13 protein-coding genes and 1 other annotated feature (1 of these 14 only partly in view) are annotated in these 20,348 nt (G+C 44.9%); of the genes, 3 read left to right on the top strand and 10 right to left on the bottom strand.

Annotated elements, in window-relative coordinates; all coding sequences use genetic code 11:
- Nucleotides 1–347: 347 nt before the first annotated feature.
- The gene (gene cyoE / locus AC1S8V_RS13515; RefSeq protein WP_036608378.1) at nucleotides 348–1,277 is read left to right on the top strand and encodes a heme o synthase; all 930 of its coding nucleotides are present in this window, start codon (nucleotides 348–350) and stop codon (nucleotides 1,275–1,277) included.
- A gap of 124 nt (nucleotides 1,278–1,401) precedes the next feature.
- On the opposite strand, the gene AC1S8V_RS13510 is transcribed toward cyoE, so the two are convergent.
- The 3 genes from AC1S8V_RS13510 to AC1S8V_RS13500 all read right to left on the bottom strand — a co-directional run bounded on the left by AC1S8V_RS13510 (nucleotide 1,402) and on the right by AC1S8V_RS13500 (nucleotide 6,765).
- A complete protein-coding gene (locus tag AC1S8V_RS13510; RefSeq protein WP_482074014.1) occupies nucleotides 1,402–3,171 on the bottom strand; it encodes an ABC transporter ATP-binding protein in 1,770 nt (589 codons plus the stop codon).
- Nucleotides 3,168–4,913: an ABC transporter ATP-binding protein gene (locus AC1S8V_RS13505; RefSeq protein ID WP_482074013.1), complete on the bottom strand. Its 1,746-nt coding sequence runs from the start codon at nucleotides 4,911–4,913 to the stop codon at nucleotides 3,168–3,170. The genes AC1S8V_RS13510 and AC1S8V_RS13505 overlap by 4 nt, the downstream gene beginning before the upstream one ends.
- A gap of 616 nt (nucleotides 4,914–5,529) precedes the next feature.
- Nucleotides 5,530–6,765 (bottom strand): MDR family MFS transporter, encoded by a 1,236-nt coding sequence (locus AC1S8V_RS13500; RefSeq protein WP_482074012.1) that lies wholly within the window; start codon nucleotides 6,763–6,765, stop codon nucleotides 5,530–5,532.
- Nucleotides 6,766–6,960: 195 nt separating this feature from the next.
- Between AC1S8V_RS13500 and AC1S8V_RS13495 the strand changes: the two genes are divergently transcribed.
- Nucleotides 6,961–8,727, top strand: a complete 1,767-nt coding sequence (locus tag AC1S8V_RS13495) for an ABC transporter substrate-binding protein (protein WP_482074011.1) — start codon at nucleotides 6,961–6,963, stop codon at nucleotides 8,725–8,727.
- A 91-nt stretch (nucleotides 8,728–8,818) separates the two neighbouring features.
- Here the strand turns inward: AC1S8V_RS13495 and AC1S8V_RS13490 are convergent, their stop codons facing one another.
- The 5 genes from AC1S8V_RS13490 to AC1S8V_RS13470 all read right to left on the bottom strand — a co-directional run bounded on the left by AC1S8V_RS13490 (nucleotide 8,819) and on the right by AC1S8V_RS13470 (nucleotide 17,092).
- Complete coding sequence (locus AC1S8V_RS13490) at nucleotides 8,819–11,446, bottom strand: PAS domain S-box protein (RefSeq protein WP_482074010.1); 2,628 nt, start codon at nucleotides 11,444–11,446, stop codon at nucleotides 8,819–8,821.
- 271 nt (nucleotides 11,447–11,717) lie between these two features.
- Nucleotides 11,718–14,099, bottom strand: a complete 2,382-nt coding sequence (locus AC1S8V_RS13485) for a polyprenyl synthetase family protein (RefSeq protein WP_482074009.1) — start codon at nucleotides 14,097–14,099, stop codon at nucleotides 11,718–11,720.
- Nucleotides 14,100–14,288: 189 nt separating this feature from the next.
- Nucleotides 14,289–15,086: a sulfite exporter TauE/SafE family protein gene (locus AC1S8V_RS13480; RefSeq protein ID WP_482074008.1), complete on the bottom strand. Its 798-nt coding sequence runs from the start codon at nucleotides 15,084–15,086 to the stop codon at nucleotides 14,289–14,291.
- Nucleotides 15,087–15,572: 486 nt separating this feature from the next.
- Nucleotides 15,573–16,328 (bottom strand): SDR family NAD(P)-dependent oxidoreductase, encoded by a 756-nt coding sequence (locus AC1S8V_RS13475; protein WP_482074007.1) that lies wholly within the window; start codon nucleotides 16,326–16,328, stop codon nucleotides 15,573–15,575.
- Nucleotides 16,329–16,621: 293 nt separating this feature from the next.
- Nucleotides 16,622–17,092, bottom strand: coding sequence for a DUF6376 family protein (locus tag AC1S8V_RS13470; RefSeq protein ID WP_482074006.1), 471 nt, complete (start codon nucleotides 17,090–17,092; stop codon nucleotides 16,622–16,624).
- A 141-nt stretch (nucleotides 17,093–17,233) separates the two neighbouring features.
- Here AC1S8V_RS13470 and AC1S8V_RS13465 point away from each other — a divergent pair, with 141 nt between their 5' ends.
- Nucleotides 17,234–18,202, top strand: a complete 969-nt coding sequence (locus AC1S8V_RS13465; RefSeq protein WP_047842786.1) for a bile acid:sodium symporter family protein — start codon at nucleotides 17,234–17,236, stop codon at nucleotides 18,200–18,202.
- Nucleotides 18,203–18,302: 100 nt separating this feature from the next.
- Here the strand turns inward: AC1S8V_RS13465 and AC1S8V_RS13460 are convergent, their stop codons facing one another.
- A complete protein-coding gene (locus tag AC1S8V_RS13460; RefSeq protein ID WP_482074005.1) occupies nucleotides 18,303–18,563 on the bottom strand; it encodes a hypothetical protein in 261 nt (86 codons plus the stop codon).
- 292 nt (nucleotides 18,564–18,855) lie between these two features.
- A complete protein-coding gene (asd, locus tag AC1S8V_RS13455; protein ID WP_482074004.1) occupies nucleotides 18,856–19,941 on the bottom strand; it encodes an aspartate-semialdehyde dehydrogenase in 1,086 nt (361 codons plus the stop codon).
- 170 nt (nucleotides 19,942–20,111) lie between these two features.
- Nucleotides 20,112–20,348: a binding site (T-box leader), on the bottom strand; it runs 40 nt beyond the window's last position.

Genomic DNA, 20,348 nt, shown 5'->3' with positions numbered 1-20,348 from the left:
ATTGAGCTTTAAAAAATAACTTCCTCTTCTCTTAGAGAAAATTGAAATCAGAGATTAGTAAGCTCTCTAAATAAGACTATTAAAGATATCTTATATCTACAATATATAAATCATAAGCATATTGCAAGAGATTTATTCTTCTTTCCTTTACAGCACATCGAGATGACATGCAAATCTTCTCCTGTAACACAGAAATAATTATTTAACAATTAAAAAAAACCTTGTTTTTAAATTGTTCACAATCAGATGACATTATTTTAAATACTAAAACGTTAATTAAATCACATAGTGTATTGAATGGTATAATAGCAACATAATATATAAGTATAGATATAGGAAGTGAGTTCTTGAAAACATTGAATAATGGTTCACAGACCAATATCAGCCTGGAGTATAGCTCGATTCCGAAAGTTTTCTTCGATACGATCAAAATCGGAATCATCAAGTCCAACCTGATCGCCATGTTTGCGGGTTTAAGTTTGGCTTTATATGTATTTGATGCTTCAATCTTAGCTAATATTGTACCAATCATCCTTTCCTTTATTGGGTCTTCTCTCATTATTGGAGCTGCAGGGGTGTTTAACAATCTATATGATCGTGATATCGATGCGATCATGGAACGTACGAAGAAGCGTCCTACAGTTACGGGACGCGTAGATACCAAGTCGGGTCTGATTCTCGGTATTGCAATCACCATCATCGGGGGCATCATGCTGTACATCGCTTCTCCATCCGCTGCCGTATTTGGTATTTTGGGTCTGTTGCTTTACGTGTTCCCTTACACGATGTGGACCAAACGTACAACGATCTACAACACGGAAGTTGGAAGTCTTTCGGGTGCTGTGCCTCCGCTAATCGGTTGGGCAGCCATTTCACCGGAACTGGGTCATTTTGAGATCTGGGCATTGGTCGTTACGATGCTCTTATGGCAAATGCCTCACTTCTACGGGATTGCGATTCGTCGTTTTGACGAATACAAGGCTGCTGGCGTTCCCATGCTGCCTGTCGTTAAAGGCATTAGACGGACATACATTCAGACGAATGTGTATCTGGTACTGTTATTGATCTCCAGCTTTTTATTCTGGCCGATGAGTCCATTTGTCGCTATTGTGGCATTTTTGGTTAGCTTGGCCTGGCTCATTCTTAGTGTGGCTACCTTTGATAAGAAAGAAACGGAAAAGTGGTCCAAACGGATGTTTATCTTCTCCATTAACCATATCACTATTATTTTCCTGGTCATCATTGCGTATTCCTTGATTGCTCAAATGATGAGATAAAAATATTCCATCGTTCCACTCGTTATAACGATAAAAAGCCTTACAGACTGTACTCTTTCAAGGAGTCGTCTGTAAGGCTTTTTTGCTTTTTTGCTTTTTTATTATCTTTGCTAAATTTTTAAAGCTATCCAACTTTGGCGGGGGTTTGTTCCCCTTGCCACAGCAGCTGCATCTCTTCATTGGTGGCAAGCAATTCGGCCAAACTTCCCTCGGCTTCAATGCGTCCATCTTTCATCACGATAATGTGATCTGCTTTGGAAAGTGCTGCCCTGCGGTGAGAAACTGCGATGCAGGTGACATCCGGCTCTTGGAACAGACCTTCCCATACTTGTTGTTCTGTCTCCACATCCAGTGCACTGGACAGGTCATCAAAGATAAACAGGTCCGCCTCCGTCATTAACATGCGTCCTGTGGCCGCGCGCTGAATCTGCCCGCCTGACAGCATCACCCCTCTTGGACCAACCGGGGTCTCAAGCCCCTGATCCAGATGTTTGATATCCTTCTCCATCACAGCCAGACGAATGGCTTTTTCTAGGGCTTGCTCGGTGTTACCCTGTTTACCCTGGACGATATTTTCTTTCAACGTATCACTAAACAGTCTTGGCACTTGCGGGGTATACGCTGCTCTAGGCGGCATCAGGAATGTGGCTGGATCAACAGCCGCTCCATTCCAGTGAATGTCCCCTTTTTGCTTGGGTAACAGTCCAAGAAGTGTTCGTACGAGCGTTGATTTACCTGATCCGATCCGACCCGTGATGACCAGAAATTGTCCGCGTTTCAGACGGAAACTGATCTCTTCTATGCCATTTGCAGAATTCGGATATTGATAAGTCAGCTTATTCACCTCAAGAGTTTGCAATTTCTCCCGGGGGTCTCTCTGCTCACGTACAAGCTCCGGCGGATCTTCATACAGATAGATCTCTCTCGAATCCATGATCTGGTCTTCTTCCCCTGGGCGGAATAGCTTACGCATACGATCATAGGACACCTTGAGCCTTTTGTGCTGAAACACCATATAGCCAAACAGTGAAATGCTAAATCCGATATTGGCAAGATAACTAGTGAACAAGGCAAAATCACCGACAGTAAAGTTTCCTGCTTTCATCTCAGCGGCACACATCAGTAGAATCAATCCAGTACAGATACTCAGAACATGCTGATTCAATGATCTCATCCACTGCTTGAACAGATTATCCCGAAGTGCAGCTTGGCGACGACTTTCATTTAGCTGGTTAAATCGCGTAGAGACATTCTCTTCGGCCTGACCCAGTTTCAGGGCTTGAACGGCTCCAAACGTTTCCGCAATAAAACTGGTAATTCGCCCGGTCGCTTCGCGATTAACCTGTGCATACTTTCGAGCCCGATTCCCGGACAGATTGTTGAGTAAGGTTACGACCACCAGTGGCAGTACGGCAACCAACGTAATCTGCCAATTAATGTTCGCCATGATGATAATGGACACGATAGCAAATACGAGCCGCCCCCAGAAATCTACCCATGATTCCACATACTCGACGACTTCATCCACATCATCCCGAAAGCGACTCATCGCCTCCCCTGGTGAAGCCGGAAGATTACGCCCCGGCCAGCGCATGATAGCTGCGAGCATATTTGTACGTAAAATGGCTTGAATATGATACAAATAGGTAACCCACGCATAGAACGCTACAAAAAATGTGCCCACCCGTGCCATTCGGACCAAAGCAATAAAGATCAGCGGCACAGCAAGCCACATGTAGTCATTGGAACCCGCTGTCGTCCGATCAAAAAACCACTGCATCCCGATCCCGATGGCTAACGGCAAGGAATGAAATATACACCATAACAATCCGTTGATCACAAATAACAAAGGCCTGAATTGAAACAAACGGCCGATAAACCCTGTTACAGTCATGCCAATTCCTCCTCTCGGCCTGTAATGAGCAGTCTGGCATAATGGGATGCCGGGTTACTGGCAAGTTCTTCTCTTGCTCCAAATTCCAGCACCTTGCCATCTCCAAGCACCATAATCCGGTCAACTTTCTCCAGCGTAGCCAGTCGGTGTGCAATGATGACTCCGGTGGATTGTTTCATTAACTGGTCAATTGCAGATTGCAGCATACCTTCGGTCGCAGCATCCAGACGCGACGAAGGCTCATCCAGAATAACCAGACTCGGTTCGGTCAGGAATACGCGGGTTAAGGCAAATAACTGTGCTTCCCCTGCCGACAATGAAGCTCCACCTGCTGCAAGATACGTATCAAGTCCTTCGGGTTGTGAATCAATCCATTGGCTAAGTCCAAGGCGATCCGTCGTCTCCTTGATCATATGATCCGATACATCCCCATTGAACAGGGTCAGATTGTCACGCAGCGTGCCATCAAACAGCTGCACATCCTGTGTCACCATACCCACCCGGCGATAGAGCGCTGGTAAAGAAAGCTTCGTGATATCTTTTCCACCCACACGTATCGTACCGCGATCCAGATTATACAGGCGGAGAAGAACACGACTTAGACTCGATTTGCCGCTACCTGTGCGACCAATAATACCCAGACGTTCACCAGGCTTAATTGCAAAATTAATGTCCTGTAATACAGGTTTATCCTGGTTATAACTGAAGTGAACCTGACTGAACTCCAGACCAAGTGGTCCTTCAGGCATTTGCTCCTCTGTGCCCTCTTCAATTACACTCTGCATGGACAACAGCTCTCTGGAGCGGAGCATGCCTGATTTTGCTTTTTGGAACTCTTGCACCTGATCTCCAAGCATTTCAATTGGATCATTCAGCATCTGTGTATATTGGTAGATCAGAAATAATGTTCCGATGCTAATTAGACCTTCCATATAGTAATGTACACCCAGCAAAAGTACTGCAGTTACTGCCAGAGCGAACAAAACTACTGTGGTATTCCAGGGAATAACTCGAAGCAGCCAGGCTTTTCTCCCCTTACGGAATACGGTGCGCATCGTGCGGTAAAAACGGTTCATCACATAAGGCACATGACCATTCGCTTGCACATCCTCAATCCCGGCAATGCGTTCTTCAATTAATCCGAACAGGGTAGCACTGGCCGCCCGCTCGTTTTTGGAAGAATCCACGCCCAGATTTCGGATGAAGACCATGAACAGGATCGATAACAATGTGAACACGGTCATGACCAAAGCAATAGGCACGTTGACGCTGAACATGAATCCGAGAATTCCGGCCAGCAGTACAAAACTCCCGATCACTTGCACAATGAACATCGCGAAAAAATTGGAGATACTCGTTACGTCACCATCCACACGTTCAATCATCTCGCCGGGTGTTTTCACATTATGAAAACGCATATCGAGACGCAGACAGTGTTTCAGTAAATCTCCGCGCAGTTGATTCGTAGCCCTCCAGGCCACATCATTCCCCAGATAACTGACCGCTACCGTGATGAGTTGATTAAACACGGCGACAACCAGAAATATTCCTGCAAGCTGAATGAGATTGGTGAGGACTCCGCCACTCGCCGCTGTATCGATAAATCGTTTGATAATCTGTGGATTCAGAAGCTGTAACCCTGTTGAGGTTAACAACATCATCACAAGCAAGGCCAATCGGCCTTTGACTGGTTTCAGATAGCGCAGCAGCCATGACATGGAGCGTTTTTCTGTTTTGGGCACAGGTCCCACCTCTTCATCGGTTTATTTATATAAAATGAAATAAAGAACATTGCACTGTGACTACGATGACAGAATAACCTTCCGATCGCTGTTATCCCCACTAGGATGAGTCATACATAATGACATTAAAATCGGTATTTCCCGCCCATAATTGATATGTAGAACGTAAGTTGACCATTGTACATTCTCCTTTTTAACAAGTTGGTTTTTTATAAAATAACGCTCCAAACGCTCCTTTCCATGTGAACGGATTGGTGGAATGCATGCAAAAAAGCCATAGATGAACTAATGTTCATCTACAGCTTGTAGCCAAAAGAGATCGAATGAAATGCACCGCATTTCCCCAATTCTCCTCTGCATCGCAATAATGATGAGCGTCCACGACAGGAGTGCACAAACATGACTGTCCCAACGCGATCATTGCAAAAAATTGGATTAATGTCACTATGCTTATGCGTATTCAGTTATCGATTCGAAATCTGGTTCGGCATAAACATAGTCATCATCCCACCCGCTTCACATATTTGTTGTTTATTGTATTCGCTGAATTAACATCCGTCAAGATAATTTTAACTTAATTGTTATTTAATTCATGTCATTAAACTTCTACGTTTCCCTACATACTCAATGATGGAGGTTCTGTATGCTTCTCTCTGGAGACAAGACGTCTATGTGCTATCAGAAGAAAAGGTACTCCGAGTGCAGTCGTCAGCGCAATCGGTACAAATACGGCGAGTCCATTCTCCGCTCCAAATTGACTTAACAGCAACCCGCCCATGACAGGAGCAATGACACTACCGATATTATTGAAACCGATCGTCCCGAAATACGTCCCCTTCCATTCCGGCTTCGCAATTCGGTCAATGAGCATATCCATCATCGTGAACAACAGCACTTCCCCAATGGTAAATAGTATGACACTCATCATCATCATGAGTACACCTTCAGCAATTCCGACCATCATCAGGCTGGTTGCGACCAGCAGGTTACCCACAATCAGGGGCACCAGAGGTGGAAAGTTTCGGAAAGTTCGCACCAGTGGATACTGAATAATCAGTACCGTCACGGCGTTCAGGGAGAGCATGTAGGAGAACATCTGACTCCCATTCTCAAAAATCGGACTCCTCGCCAAGTACTGTGCCAACGTAGAACTGAAATGTCCGTAACCCAACACACAAAATGTGGTACCAATCAACACCGGCAGGAATACCCGGTCGCGACCGGTGGTCATGAGCGCTTCACGCAAACGTGGTGCGGTAGCCTGGTGACGCTCGGGCAGATTGGCATGCTGTAGCTTGAATTGCAGAAATAATACAAGTCCATAGGCTATGTATACCATACCGGAAATCACAAACGGAAATGTCGATTCTGATGATCCCAACTGAAAGCCGATAATTGGCCCAAATACTACACCAAGATTAATCGCAGCATATCTGAGGTTGAATACCAGCAATTTGTTCTGCGGAGAAGTAATATCCGATAACAGCGCTCTCGAGGTGGGCTCAAATACTGCGCGGCATAATCCGTTTAACGTATTGGCCACAAAGAACACCCATAGATGCTCTGCTGCTGAAAAGATGAAAAACACACCTGCCCAGCTAAATACCGAGACTAACATCACGATTTTGCGACCGATCCGGTCCGAGATATAACCTCCATAAAAGCTGACCATCACACCTGCCAGCGAGCTGACCGCAACAGTAATACCGGTCTGGGTTGGGGTCGCCTCCAGTACACGTGTCAGATAGATGGATAGAAACGGGATACTCATTGACGTCACAAGACGTCCAAACATGGTACCGACAATGATCGTCCATGCCAAGGGATGAATTTGCCTTAAATATTGCTTCATGCGAACTTCTCCTATTCTTTCTAAGTGCTCCAATGCGGGGTGATTTAACAACCTCTTCTAATGCGTGTTCAAAAAGTCCGGTTTTCAGTACTTTTTGAACAACTTCTACTAATGTATAATTGTAAGGATAAAAGGGGGAAGTAAAAGTGTAAACATATGATCACACTTTTCACCTTTAATAGAGGAGTCGTGACCATGGATACCATACATACACACTTTGTAAGGCTCGCCGGGGCCGAACAACTTTCTTTCAAACTTCATGAACCTGTAGCGGTGACGATTGACAGCCTGTCCGCCACCTTGTGCTGCACCCCTCGTAATGTGAAATTCATTCTCAGAAAATTGGAGGAACAAGGCTTCATCCATTGGCAACCGGGACGTGGTCGTGGACATCATTCGGAGCTAACGATGCTACGTAGCATGAATGAGGCGCTGGAAACGAGTTTTACGGAATTTCTGGGTAAAGGCAAAATGAAAGACGCGATTGAACTCATCGGAAACGTGCAGATGGATGATGCACTGCGAGAACAGCTCATGGTCTCCCTCCATCAACAGATGGGATTTCACGGCCACAATGAAACTGCTTCAGGTCAGGATATCCTGCGCATCATGAGGTCACGCCAGTTGGGCGATCTGGACCCCGCCTTTGTCTATACTGCATTTGAAACCTATTTGCTGAGCCAGGTCTGTAATACATTGATCACTTATGATGCCCAGACGGAATCATTCCTGCCAGCTCTGGCTCACATGTGGGAGTGCAGCGAGGACCATCGCTTATGGACCTTCTATCTCCGGAAAGGTGTACGTTTCCACAATGGCCGTGTTATGACCTCCCGGGATGTACAGGCGACTTTGCAGCGATTGATTGAGGTGAATAGTCCCTCTATCTGGTTGTATCGGGATATCGAACGTGCGGAAGTAGCTGGTGATTACTGCATCAAGTTTGTTCTTCGTTGTCCTAATCGATTTTTCTTGCATCTGTTCAGTTGTATTCGGATGACGATCCTGCCCTACGATCACAATGTAGCCAATACCTTGATCGGGACTGGTCCTTTTCAGATTACAGAGCAGAATGAAGATGTGCTGGAGCTTGCCGCTTTTGATGCATACTACGGCATCCGGCCGCATCTGGATCAAGTCCATTTCTGGTTTGTACCTGACCTGAGTCCGAATGATCGCTACTATGAGCTACCGGGCACAGATCGATTGAGTCTGGCAACCGGTTGTGATCACACCAATAGCATCAATTATCCTGCGCTGGGTTGTCAGTATATGCTGTTCAATTTTCACAAGGAAGGCATCCATCATCATCCTCTATTTCGACAAGCCCTGCGTATCGTCTATGATTCGGTTGCGCTTGTCCAGGATCTCGGTGGGAATCGGATCACACCAGCCAGCAGCTTCCTGCCCTGGAGAAGTGCAGCCCAAGACTGGACAGCTGCCCCTCTTGAGCATGCTCGTGAATTACTCTATCGCTGTGGGTACCAAGGTGAAACGATAACATTATCGTATACGCATAATAAGGATGCAGACGTTGCAGAGTGGTTCCAGTGTCGTGCCCAGTCCATTGGTCTGAACATCAGCATGCAGGCCGTTGTGGACTATTTCAACTCAGAGGAAACTACGAACGCGCAATTGATCTTGGCTGAAGAGATACTGGAAGAAGACTGGCAGTACGGCATGATTCATTTTTTCAAAAACCTGTCCAATCATTTTCATATGTGCATGTCTCCTGCTTTCCAATCCCTGTTGGATGACAAACTGGATCATTTCGCCCAGCTCCATCGGGCTGACCGTACAGCGCTTCTTGATGAAGCCGAAGCCTTATTACGGGAACACTGCTGGATCTTGCATGGTTGTCACATGAACAAGCAAGCTGAGCTGGATCAGAGCATCTTCGGCATGCAGACAGCAGAATTCGGATATATGGACATCTCCAAACTGTGGATCAAAAATCCATAGGCATCCTTTTCATGAGTGAAGTCAGAAACAAAGAGCCGCTAACTTATCAATGATAAGCTAGCGGCTCTCTTGCCGATCAAGTGTTATCCATTCAGAGATTACACTTCATGTAATAGGTCTCCAATGCTTGCATAATGGATTCGATCTTAATCGGTTTGCTTACATACGCATCCATGCCTGCCTTCAAGCATTTATCCATGTCTCCTCTTAAGGCATTTGCAGTCACCGCAATAATATATGGACAATCCTCAGAGGACTTCAATTCTTTAATCATTTTTGTCGCTTCGAATCCATCCAGTCTTGGCATATGCACATCCATGAAGACAATATCGTATGAATTGTGTTTGACCGCCTCGACCGCATCAGCACCGTCCACGACATGATCCACAACATGTCCTTTTTTCTCGATTATCCTGCTAAGGACGAGCTGATTCACTTCATTGTCTTCCGCAATTAAAATCCGCAAGGCGGATGTTCTGTTCTTTTTCTGTTGTTGATCTAACCTGTTGCCCTCTTCACCGTTGGTTAATTTAAAGCGAGCAGTAAATACAAATATTGTACCCGGTTCATCCGATTCCTCGATCCAGATATCTCCCTGCATGAGCTCCACCAATTTTTTGCTAATGGCAAGGCCTAGACCCGTGCCCTGAGGTTTGCGGGTCATGAAATTCTCCAGTTGGTAGAATGGTTCAAATAATTGTTGTTTCCTCTCAACCGGAATCCCAATACCCGAATCCTTCACCTTAAAATAAAGTTGTACGGTATTGCCACACTGCTCCTTAATCCCAACGTCAATTCCAACGCCGCCCTCTGAAGTGAATTTAACCGCGTTGCCAATGATATTGGTAAGTACCTGTTTAAGACGGTAAGCATCACCATACACCGGAGTGGGAATGGCGTCATCTACGCACATACGAACATCCAACTTCTTTTCGCGAGCCAGTGGTTTTACGATTTGCACGGTCTCTGTCACGATTTCTGCGAGATCAAAAGGATTGTCTACCAGATCGGTTTTGCCTGACTCAATTTTGGAAAAATCAAGAATATCATTAATGATGGCCAGTAAGGAATCTCCGCTCTTCTGGATGATTTCGATATATTCCTTCTGTTCCCCGCTAAGACCAGGGGTATCCAGAAGCAAATCTGTCATCCCAATTACACCGTTCATCGGTGTACGAATTTCATGGCTCATCATCGCAAGAAACTCACTTTTGGCTTTGTTCATTCTCTCGGCAGTCTCTTTGGCGACAAGCAGTTTTTTCTGCTCCGTAATATCCTTCGCAATCAAGTAGAACCCGACATTGGAGTTATTAATAATGATCGGAGCAAGCGTAGCCAAGACTTCTGTTTCGGTTCCATCTGTATGACGAACTGCATTGATCTTCTTTTCAGCCATCTCATAATTACTCCGCAGGATCAGACCCAGATTACTGGCCCCGATGAATCTGCTTATGCTTGTACCCATCATTTCAACCACGGGACAGCCCGTCATTTTCACCGCTACTGGATTGGCATTCATAATATCACCATCCATGTTAAACGAGATAATGGCGTCATGATTATATTTTTTAAGTGAGGTGTATCGCTCCACAGATTCCTGCAATTTGAATTCAATGCGTTTGCGTTCAGTGATGTCCTGTAGTGTTCCGTTCAGCTGAACTGGCTGCTGATATTCATCGAGCGTGATCAGCCCGCGTAAGTGAAGATACTTCTCACTTCCATCAGAGCTACTGTGCTTGTATTCAAAATCAAGCGGTTTTCCTTGTTTTACCCGTTCCATTTGTTCTTGTAAAGAGGCTATGTCCGCAGCATTCATAACTTTAAAAACATCATTTGCACAATATGATTTGCGGGTGCGTTCAAGTTCAAAAATCTCAAAAATCTGATCTGAAAGTGCGATCTGATCTTTGACCATATCCCACTCCCAACTGCCAATTAAGGCGATGCGTTCAGCCTCTGCACTGATGTCCTTATGTTTTTTTCGTTCGGATACATCTCGTCCAATCGAAAGAATCTGCTGTCCATGCTCAGCATCACCAAAGACCTTGTATGTGGTCTCAAACCACAGATAATGCCCATCTTTATGGCGGGCCCTAATATTCAACAGATTGCCTTTAGTCAAGTCCATCTGTGAGATGCGTTCCAGGTCTTGTGGGTGAAAATATTCGTCATTTTTTTGGCCAATCACTTTTTCTGGCGAATAACCCAGTAAACGTTGGACTGAGGGTGAGCAGAATCGACAAACGCCCTCCTGATCAGCAATATAGATGATCTCCTGAGCATGATCTGTAATAAGTTTGAACATCTCTTCACTATGCAGAAGCTTTTGTTCGGACATTTTGCGGTCAGTAATATCCACAATATGGCATATGAAGTAAAGAGGTTCATCCGTAACTTCGCTTCGAGCCAAAGAAACATGCAATGAACTCCACATTACATCACCATTTTTTTTGATATAGCGCTTTTCGTATTTGTACTCTTTGGTCTTACCTTCAAACAGCTCGCACACATAGATGAGATCCTGTGGTGAATCATCCGGATGCGTAATATCCTGAAAGCTGAGATCTATTAATTCTTCACTAGTAAAACCCAGCATACAGCAAAAAGCAGGGTTCACTTTCATCCATTGTCCTGTCGGAGCAACGAGTGCAATTCCAATAGGTGCTTGGTTATAGATCTGCTCGAACAATTCATGATGGTCGACCTTTTGAACCTGCATTGTAAACTCTCCTTTTGGCATATAAACTCAAGTTATAGATTGTCGAAAGTTAAATTTTGTTGGATGTAAGTTGTTCCACAAAGGATGGGTCCGTTTTAAAACCATAATATCTGCTTAATACCCAAAACTTCAGCCGTTGAAGCATATCTTTTCATAAGATTTGTGTCTATGAAACCAAACAAGGCCTGGAATCCATTCATATGGAATCCCGACCTTTGTTTATTATATATCATTATAAGTCATATGCAACACGGAATGTGAGAAAAATGGGTTAGCGCTCGCGACCAACAAGATAATCCAAGAGATGTCTCAAAAACGGAATAGGTTTCGGCATTTCGTTCAATGCATCTGTTGCAAGACAATAATGCTCCCACATCTCTTTTTTTGCACCTTCATCACCAAGAATGGACACAAAGGTTGAATTATTGTTCCGCTCATCCTGACCTGCCGGTTTCCCAAGGATAAGGTGATCACCCTCGTAATCCAGCAAATCGTCCTTGATCTGAAAGGCGATTCCCGCATGATACGCAAACTTCTTCAGCCTAGCAATCTCCGGTTCCTTCACTTGGGCAAGTATGGCTGGCATGACAAGGGCAGCCTCAAAGGCAATGCCTGTTTTGTAAAAACAGATCATGTTTAACTGCTCCAGCGTCAAAGCCTTGCCTTTGGAGTTCAGATCCATCGCCTGCCCCATGCACATATCCTCTGCTTTTTCAGCTGAATATTGAATCAGTGTGAGCACAGTCGCCGCATCGAAGTGATCTAATGATGACTGCTCACCAATCGCCTTCTGAATGAGAAACAGACCCGTAAGCTCTGCTGTAGCGCTATTGTGTACCTGATGCAGCGTGGAGCGACCACGCCTTGTCGAAGCATTATCCTGGGTGGGCAGATCATCAAAGATCAGTGAAGCGGTATGCATGTATTCCAGCGACCTAAGCAGCGGAACGATGGAGGATTCAGGTAAACCATACTCGCGCACACCCATAACCCAAGTCAATATGGGGCGTAGCCTTTTTCCATCTCCCTGCAAGCTGTAATTGGCTGCATCGATCAGCGTTTCTTTCATCTCGGGAAGTCCACCGGGCTTGGTTATCTGTAACTCCACATTAATCTGTTCGCGAACTGTTCGAATGGTCTGCCGGAACTCCTCTTTCTCCTGCTTGTCATTCTTCAATTGAAGTACGACCTGATCCCGTAACAATTTATCGAGGAAATCGACATCATCTGCTTTGCGTACCATCTGTTGTACCAATCGATTGAATTCGGGCTGTCCGGAAGCAAAAATCATCATCACTTCATCATATTTCTGCTGACCCAGGCGCTCTTTACAACGCTTCAGACCGTTAATGGCACGATCCAGTATGACCTCGCGGGTCTTGGCGTCCGAGTTATATACATCATGGATCAGATGCGAGATGACTGCCCAGTACAATTCATAGGGATTAATCAAGTCGGGGCGCAGGTCGCGATACTTCAAATAGTACGTATACGGGGTTACTGCGCCTTCTTCCATATCGTCAAACATATCGGCAAAATCATCTGCAAGCTGATTGTATATTCCGTAATAGAACGTCCGCAGATCGAATCCTTCATCCTCCTGAGCACTGAGAACAGATCGAACGATTAAGCGGGAGGAAGATGACTTGATAATAATCGGAATGTACAATTCTTCATTCGTATAATTCGCATTGGATAATTTCTTGTTGCGATCGATCTCCTGAGACTGAAAGAACACATAGGATTGCTCGAGGAACGTGCGCTGAGTCTCCGGACGCTGATAGTTCTTAATATACTCAAATGCTTCCCGAAGCTCGGAATGAACATATCTAATCACTTCCAGATTACTGCCTTTCCACTCTCCCAGATCGGGTACGACTCCGGTAAGAAGTGCATCACGTATCATCAGGGAATATTGTTCTTTTTCCTGAACAGTCAAAGCCTGAGAATCCAGCAGGTCATCCACAAATGGATACGTCAAACCGTAGGAATAACCGAGTCGGATCGCCGCATCAAATCTCCGGGCACGTTCTTCAGCTGGTGTCTGCTCGTTCATCTCATCGTCCACATGAAGGACCACGCCAAGAATGATCTTGATGAGCTTCCGCTGCGCCTGCTCTGCATCCAGCTCTTTCGGGATGTTGGATGCTACGTTCTTTAATTTGTTCATCACCCAGATGACAGCCGCTTCAATGTGTTCCTTCTGTCCCCACCGGTACAACGCAGCCAGACTGATATAATCAGGCTGTCCTTTGCGTTCGGTAGCAGAGCGCATAAAGTATTTTTTGGTATGCTGGACAACGTGTTGAATTCGGGCCTGCGTATCTGCAGAATCAAGGGCTTGCCCCAGATCTCGCATATAAATATAGGAGATACTCCGATCCAGGTAATCATCCAGCTTTCCTGTCGCATTCAGCCAATGGATATATCTATGAACATCCCGGGGATCCGGTTTTCTTTTGCTTGGTGATAAAAGAGAAAGCCAGGCAAAATGATGAATATGTTTTTTTTGCCATACATGAATATCTTGGGTGAGTGCAGTTGTATACGAATTATTCATAAGTTGCTGCCTAAGAGAAGTAAAATACTGCGATGCTTTCTGCTCAGCTAGCCGATATCCTGCATCAGCCTGATCTATAAGTACGTTATTCATAGGGTGGATACCTCAACTTTTATTAATGTTAAACATGTATCCATGAAAGGAGTGTGAGGTGCTCCATGGACGAAAACTGAACTCATTCGGGTGGCGTATCCATCGCGTCAGCTCATGTTCATAACCTTTATACGGCGATCGAACCGTTTGGTTACGAAATCGTCATTGTTCATGCCAACGTACGTGATTTTACAAAATGGAGGACCAGACTTTGACCGCTGTGATGGCGATAAGTACGATTAATGCATACCGAAGTACACTCACATTGATCATCGAACTAACCCGTGAACCAAGGGATGCCCCCAACAGACTTCCGATTACCGTATAAATGATGGGTTCCAGCGGAATGTCTCCACCCGTAATCTTCCCTATAACACCACCAATGGCGGAGATAAATACAATCGCCAGTGAAGAAGCAATCGTCGTTCGCACGGGGATGTTGAGAATCGTCAGCATGATGGGGATAAGGATAAAAGCACCACCCGCACCAACAATTCCTGATACAATGCCTACTGCAAAAGCAGTTCCTGCTGCAATCCATCGGTTAAACACCAGTGGAGCTGAGGTATCAAGCTTTCCCTTACCGGGAATCAGCATGAGAACAATCGCGATGATCGCCAGAATGCCATAGATCAGATTAATAACCCTTCCGTCCAGATAACCGGATATGAAGCCCCCGATCAGACTGCCAGCAAGAATGCTCGAGCCCATGTACAGCACCAATCCGCGGTGAACGATCGCCCCACCGCTTTTACCCGTTCGTACTTTTCTGCGGAATGCAATCACACCAGCTAGTGAAGCGAAGAATACTTGAAACATACTGATCGATGATACCTCATGTGCTGAGAACGGCTCCAGTCCCATCAAGGACGGAACATATAACAATAGCGGATAATTGATAATGGCCCCACCAATACCCAACAAACCGGAGAAGAATGAACCGACCAGACCCAGTATAAACATGATGACAAAAAGCAGAAGATTCATCGGTTATGCGCTTCCTTTCTTGCTATATAGATCTCATTTCGATTCAGCTTAAAAGTGGTATACACAGCGAATATTATCCGTTATAATAAAAACCAAGTAAATTAATCCGAAATGAGTGATTAAGCATGTTTAACGTGTTGAAGACTCTTTTTGAAAATAAATGTCCACTCTGCAGCGAAAAATTACAAGTTCACAACGATGCGTTATGCTCGACAAAAATGTGTTCTCAATGTCATTATAAAGAAGAGAGCTATGGCTCCCTGGGTGTTCGAATTGTGTATGACACACCACAAAATGATAAAAAGATTCAACCTTGCTAATTGTATCACGATCTCTGAATTTTCGGGATAATTCGACAAACTAATTTATAACATATGCCAGGTTTACTCTATAGTAAAAACAAAAAAACGGTGCAAAACGAATAAATCGTTCTGCACCGTTTTTTTGTTTTTTTTGCAATGAATTTCCTTAGATTAGAAGCGCTTCTTATTTGGTTTTGAAGCTGAGGAACCCATCATCTACGGCTACGGTTGTCCCGTTCACTGCGCTTGCTGCATCACTGAACAGGAATGTAACCACACTGGCTACTTTTTCCGGTTGAATGAGCTCTCCACGCATATGTTGAGTAGCAAGCGCATCCTTCATAGCTTGGTCATCACCGAGAATCGGTGTTTCGATAAAACCAGGTTCTACACCAACCACGCGAATTCCATGCTCAGCCAGTTCCAGTGCACCGGATTTGGACATCATGACAACAGCAGCCTTGGCCGCATTGTAGTTGAAGCTGCCCACTGCTGCAACACTTCCATAGATCGAAGCGGTATTAACAATGGTACCTTGTACATTCAATTCAACCATCTTTTTCGCACCATAATACATGCCGTAGTATACACTATGCTGGTCTACATCAATGACTCTGTGATAGGATTCCGGGTCCATCTCCAGAAATGGCTTCACAAGTCCAATCCCTGCGTTATTGAAAATACCGCTTAACGTACCATATTGCTCTACTGTCCAGTCGATCAGGGCTTTAATCTCGTCCCCTTTGGATACATCCACTTTGTATGCGCCCGCTGTTCCACCTGCTGCTTCAATCTCTGCCGCAAGCTTCTTCGCTCCGTCTTCATTATAATCAGCGACAACAATAGTCGCACCTTGATCCGAAAGTTGAAGTGCTGTCTCTTTACCAATACCACTCGCTCCACCTGTAATAATGATTACTTTTCCATTGTGTTGAGTCATGGCTCAGTTCTCCTTTGGCAAAATAGTTTTAGATGCATTTTTAACTTATAGTAAGTAACTATATTTTATTCACCTATATATATTCATCATACGCCTCTGTCCCAACCTTGTCAAACCATCGATCCTCTTCACTTGAATATAAATTAAATGTCGTATGAATCTCATATTTACATGATATAGTCTAGCTTCTGTGATATTAAATATGCATCCGTTTTCGGAAAATAAAAAAAGCGAACATATCGGTAATTTAATCATTCCGATATCCCGCCCTCTTAAAATATACAATTTCAAACCTATTCACCCTGAAGCCCGCTTAGCGGATCTCTCAGGTTATTGATATTGTTGATCAGTTCAGGAATCCCTGTCTTCTCCCAATTTTCTGCCGTAAAGCCTTGCTCCGCAATCGTATTCTCGAAATTACCTACGACTTCAGTTAATTGCGTATTATAGCTGACCAGATTCTCATGAATGCTTTCTCCTATTGCGGGTGCCGTCAATTGGGAAAATTCGCTTGCTTCTGCTTGGATCAGATCGATTTTCTCTTGAATCTGAGTGGTTATCTCCGGATTGTTCACCGCACTCGATGCGAGCTCTTGCAAATCAGCCCCGGCGTTCGATACCTGTTCTATATAATCAGTAGCCCCACTCACATAATTTAGACTTTGATTGGCTTGCTCCACGACAGAGCAGGCCGAAATCAACAGAATACTTGATGCAATAAGGCCTGTCATCATCAATGTGTGTTTTCTTTTTCGCTTGAACATGATCATCTCCCCTTCTCCTCATCGTAATCCTTGTTCCAAGTCCATGATACCTGTTTAGACTGCTTCATTGCAAATGGGTCTGCAGCCAGCGTTATTAACATGTATAATAGTATGATCACACGGTAAAGGGATGTCATGATTATGCTTCAAGCCTTAAACCAACGCTTGAACCGCATCATGCCACTGATTACCCCAATCAGCATTATTATTGGCGTGTTATGCGGGAGTTTTCTTTCTTCTTATACCTTTTTATCCCCTTGGCTCTTTGCGTTCATGACGTTTGCTGGAAGCATCAGTTTGGGGATACGGGATTTTGTGAACGTGCTGAAGAAGCCGTTCCCCCTGTTTGTATGTCTGTTTATTTTGCATTTGGCGATGCCTCTAATTGCTCTCGGTATGGGTCATCTGGTATTCCCTACAGATGCGTACACCATAACGGGCCTTGTTCTGGCAGCCGTGATTCCGACAGGAATCAGCAGCTTCATCTGGGTCAGTATCTATCGGGGCAATATCGCACTTACGCTTTCGATCATCCTGATTGATACCATGCTTGCTCCTTTTGTAGTGCCCGGAGTGTTATCCCTGTTGATTGGCACCAGTGTCACACTGGATACGGCAGCTATGATGAGCAGTCTGTTCTGGATGATTGTGGTGCCATCCCTGCTCGGTATGCTGCTGAATGAGTGGACCAAAGGTGCCATTGTCCCGGTCTGGGGACCAAGGTTGAACCCGTTGTCCAAATTGTTTATGGCATCTGTCGTTGCGATTAACGGATCTGTCGTTGCACCTTACTTGGCCGATTTCAACTGGAAGCTCGCTGGACTTGCGGTCATCATTATTTTCCTGGCATCATTTGGTTACGCGCTAAGTTACTTCATTGCCCGATTGTTGGGCTGGAATGAGGCCGATCAGGTCGCTCTGGTGTTCAATGGAGGCATGCGTAATATCAGCGCAGGTGCAGTACTCGCTGTTTCCTATTTTCCGCCACCTGTTGCTGTCCCGGTCGTGCTTGGCATGGTATTCCAACAGATGCTCGCTTCCCTGACAGGTTATCTGCTCGGTCGTCGCTCTCAGCTTCTGCATAAGTCGGATAAGACATCCGCTGCCTAACAACATACTGGAATGTTTAAAAAACGCCGACATGATTGTCGGCGTTTTCATATGTGTTGCTATTACTATTATTGCTACGATACTGCTTCGTTTCGTAAACCTAGTAATCAGTTCCTGAAAGTACTGCTGTTAAACCTAAAGCTACAATAAGAATGTAGACCACAATTCCAATGGCGATCCACAACAATGATGCTTTTGCATAATTGGCTTTGGAAGGATTCGAATTTCCGAACGCCCACACAAACAACATGATAAGGTTAACAAGTGGAATAGCCAAAAGCAATAACGTGAGCATCCAACTACCAAAACTAACTGGCTGTGGTCCTGGTTTATGTACGGCTTGATTAGGAGCTGCTTGCATAATAATAAAGTCCTCCTTTCTTCATCTATATAATAGCTACCTGCTAAGACAATGTCCTTCTAAATTAGAGAAGAAACGTTTGCCGTTAATAAAAATAACTGAAATCTCATGAATTTACAATGTAATATTTTCCATATAAAAATTAATATAATAAACCCCTGAATTGCCGCATAAGTGAACCTGCTTCGCTTACCAATGCTTGTCCACAATAGAAAAAAAACCATCAACGAGTGATGGTTTTCATCTAATCATTCTTTTCAGAAATCTGTTGCTGCTCATGATGCTTTCATGCTTATTTCGGCTGAATATATCCTTCAGCTTTAAGCAGTTCTGCGATCAGAACCGCACCGCCTGCCGCGCCGCGGAGCGTGTTGTGGGACAATCCCACGAATTTGTAATCATAAAGTGAATCTTCGCGCAGTCGGCCTGTGGAGACACCCATTCCGCGTTCGATGTCACGATCCAGTTTCGTCTGTGGTCTGTTCTCTTCTTCAAAATACGTAATGAATTGTTTCGGTGCGCTTGGCAGAGCCAGCTCCTGTGGGCGACCTTTGAACTGCAACCAATGCTCCAGAATTTCGTCTTTGCTTGGTTTTTTCTCGAAGTCCACAAACACGGTAGCCAGATGCCCATCTGTTACCGGCACACGGATACATTGGGTTGTAATTAGTGGAGCCGATGCTTTGACGATCTGATTGTTCTCGATGCTGCCCCAGATCCGCAGTGGTTCCTGCTCACTCTTTTCTTCTTCGCCACCGATGTATGGAATGACATTATCGAGCATATCAGGCCAGTCGGTAAAGTTTTTACCTGCTCCAGAGATGGCTTGATACGTGGAAGCGACGACCTGCGTCGGGTTGAACTCACGCAAGGCGTGCAGTGCTGGCACATAGCTCTGAATCGAGCAGTTTGGTTTTACAGCAATGAATCCGGTTTTCGTGCCCAGACGTTTGCGCTGAGCTTCAATCACGTCCAGATGTCCCGGGTTAATCTCAGGGATCACCATTGGTACATCAGCCGTCCAGCGGTGAGCCGAGTTGTTGGACACGACAGGTGTTCCTGTTCTGGCGTAAGCTTCTTCGAGCGCTTGAATTTCATTCTTTTTCATATCAACCGCGCAGAAAATAAAATCAACCTGGCTCGCAAAAGCCTCTACCTGGGAAGCATCCTGAACAACGATTTTCTTCACAGCTTCCGGAATAGGAACTGCGAGTTTCCATCTGCCTTGTACGGATTCTTCATATGTTTTACCTGCCGAATTGGCGCTTGCAGAAATAGCTGTAACTTCAAACCATGGATGTTGATCGAGCAGGTCCACAAAACGCTGACCTACCATTCCCGTTCCTCCGACGATACCAACTTTCAATTTTGCTGACATTCAATCATCATTTCCTTTCGGTTTGAGTGATGCTTCTCTTTGAATCAATCTCATAACTCACTAAAAACGTATTATGAAATTGACTCCTTCATTAACACTATTCAGGCAATTCCAAAGCGTGTGGTCACAGTCCGGAAAATACCAAAAAATCCCATCCCCAAGACAACAGTCTCAGGGACGAGATTGAACTCTCGTGGTACCACCCAGATTCGCCAATATGTCACCATATCCGCCTCTTCAAGTATAGGAATACAACCATGTTGCTTGCTGTAGACCGTTCATACTCTAGCTCTGTAACAGGAGCTCCTGTCACACCATCCCTTAATGTTAAGTTCCGATGTGCTGCTCTGAGTCTTTATTCAATAAAAGATTCTTTACTCCTTTTCAGCTGCCGGAGCTCTCTTTGA

The sequence above is a fragment of the Paenibacillus sp. B46(2026) genome (assembly GCF_056786355.1).
This window is presented reverse-complemented; position numbering and strand designations above follow the sequence as displayed.

What these genes read in the sequence shown, in the direction of transcription:
- AC1S8V_RS13475 (WP_482074007.1), bottom strand. Translation starts at nt 16,328, where the DNA reads ATGACTCAACACAATGGAAAAGTAATCATTATTACAGGTGGAGCGAGT.
- AC1S8V_RS13495 (WP_482074011.1), top strand. Translation starts at nt 6,961, where the DNA reads ATGGATACCATACATACACACTTTGTAAGGCTCGCCGGGGCCGAACAA.
- AC1S8V_RS13465 (WP_047842786.1), top strand. Translation starts at nt 17,234, where the DNA reads ATGCTTCAAGCCTTAAACCAACGCTTGAACCGCATCATGCCACTGATT.
- AC1S8V_RS13500 (WP_482074012.1), bottom strand. Translation starts at nt 6,765, where the DNA reads ATGAAGCAATATTTAAGGCAAATTCATCCCTTGGCATGGACGATCATT.
- AC1S8V_RS13490 (WP_482074010.1), bottom strand. Translation starts at nt 11,446, where the DNA reads ATGCAGGTTCAAAAGGTCGACCATCATGAATTGTTCGAGCAGATCTAT.
- AC1S8V_RS13485 (WP_482074009.1), bottom strand. Translation starts at nt 14,099, where the DNA reads ATGAATAACGTACTTATAGATCAGGCTGATGCAGGATATCGGCTAGCT.
- AC1S8V_RS13510 (WP_482074014.1), bottom strand. Translation starts at nt 3,171, where the DNA reads ATGACTGTAACAGGGTTTATCGGCCGTTTGTTTCAATTCAGGCCTTTG.
- AC1S8V_RS13470 (WP_482074006.1), bottom strand. Translation starts at nt 17,092, where the DNA reads ATGTTCAAGCGAAAAAGAAAACACACATTGATGATGACAGGCCTTATT.
- asd (WP_482074004.1), bottom strand. Translation starts at nt 19,941, where the DNA reads ATGTCAGCAAAATTGAAAGTTGGTATCGTCGGAGGAACGGGAATGGTA.
- AC1S8V_RS13480 (WP_482074008.1), bottom strand. Translation starts at nt 15,086, where the DNA reads ATGAATCTTCTGCTTTTTGTCATCATGTTTATACTGGGTCTGGTCGGT.
- AC1S8V_RS13460 (WP_482074005.1), bottom strand. Translation starts at nt 18,563, where the DNA reads ATGCAAGCAGCTCCTAATCAAGCCGTACATAAACCAGGACCACAGCCA.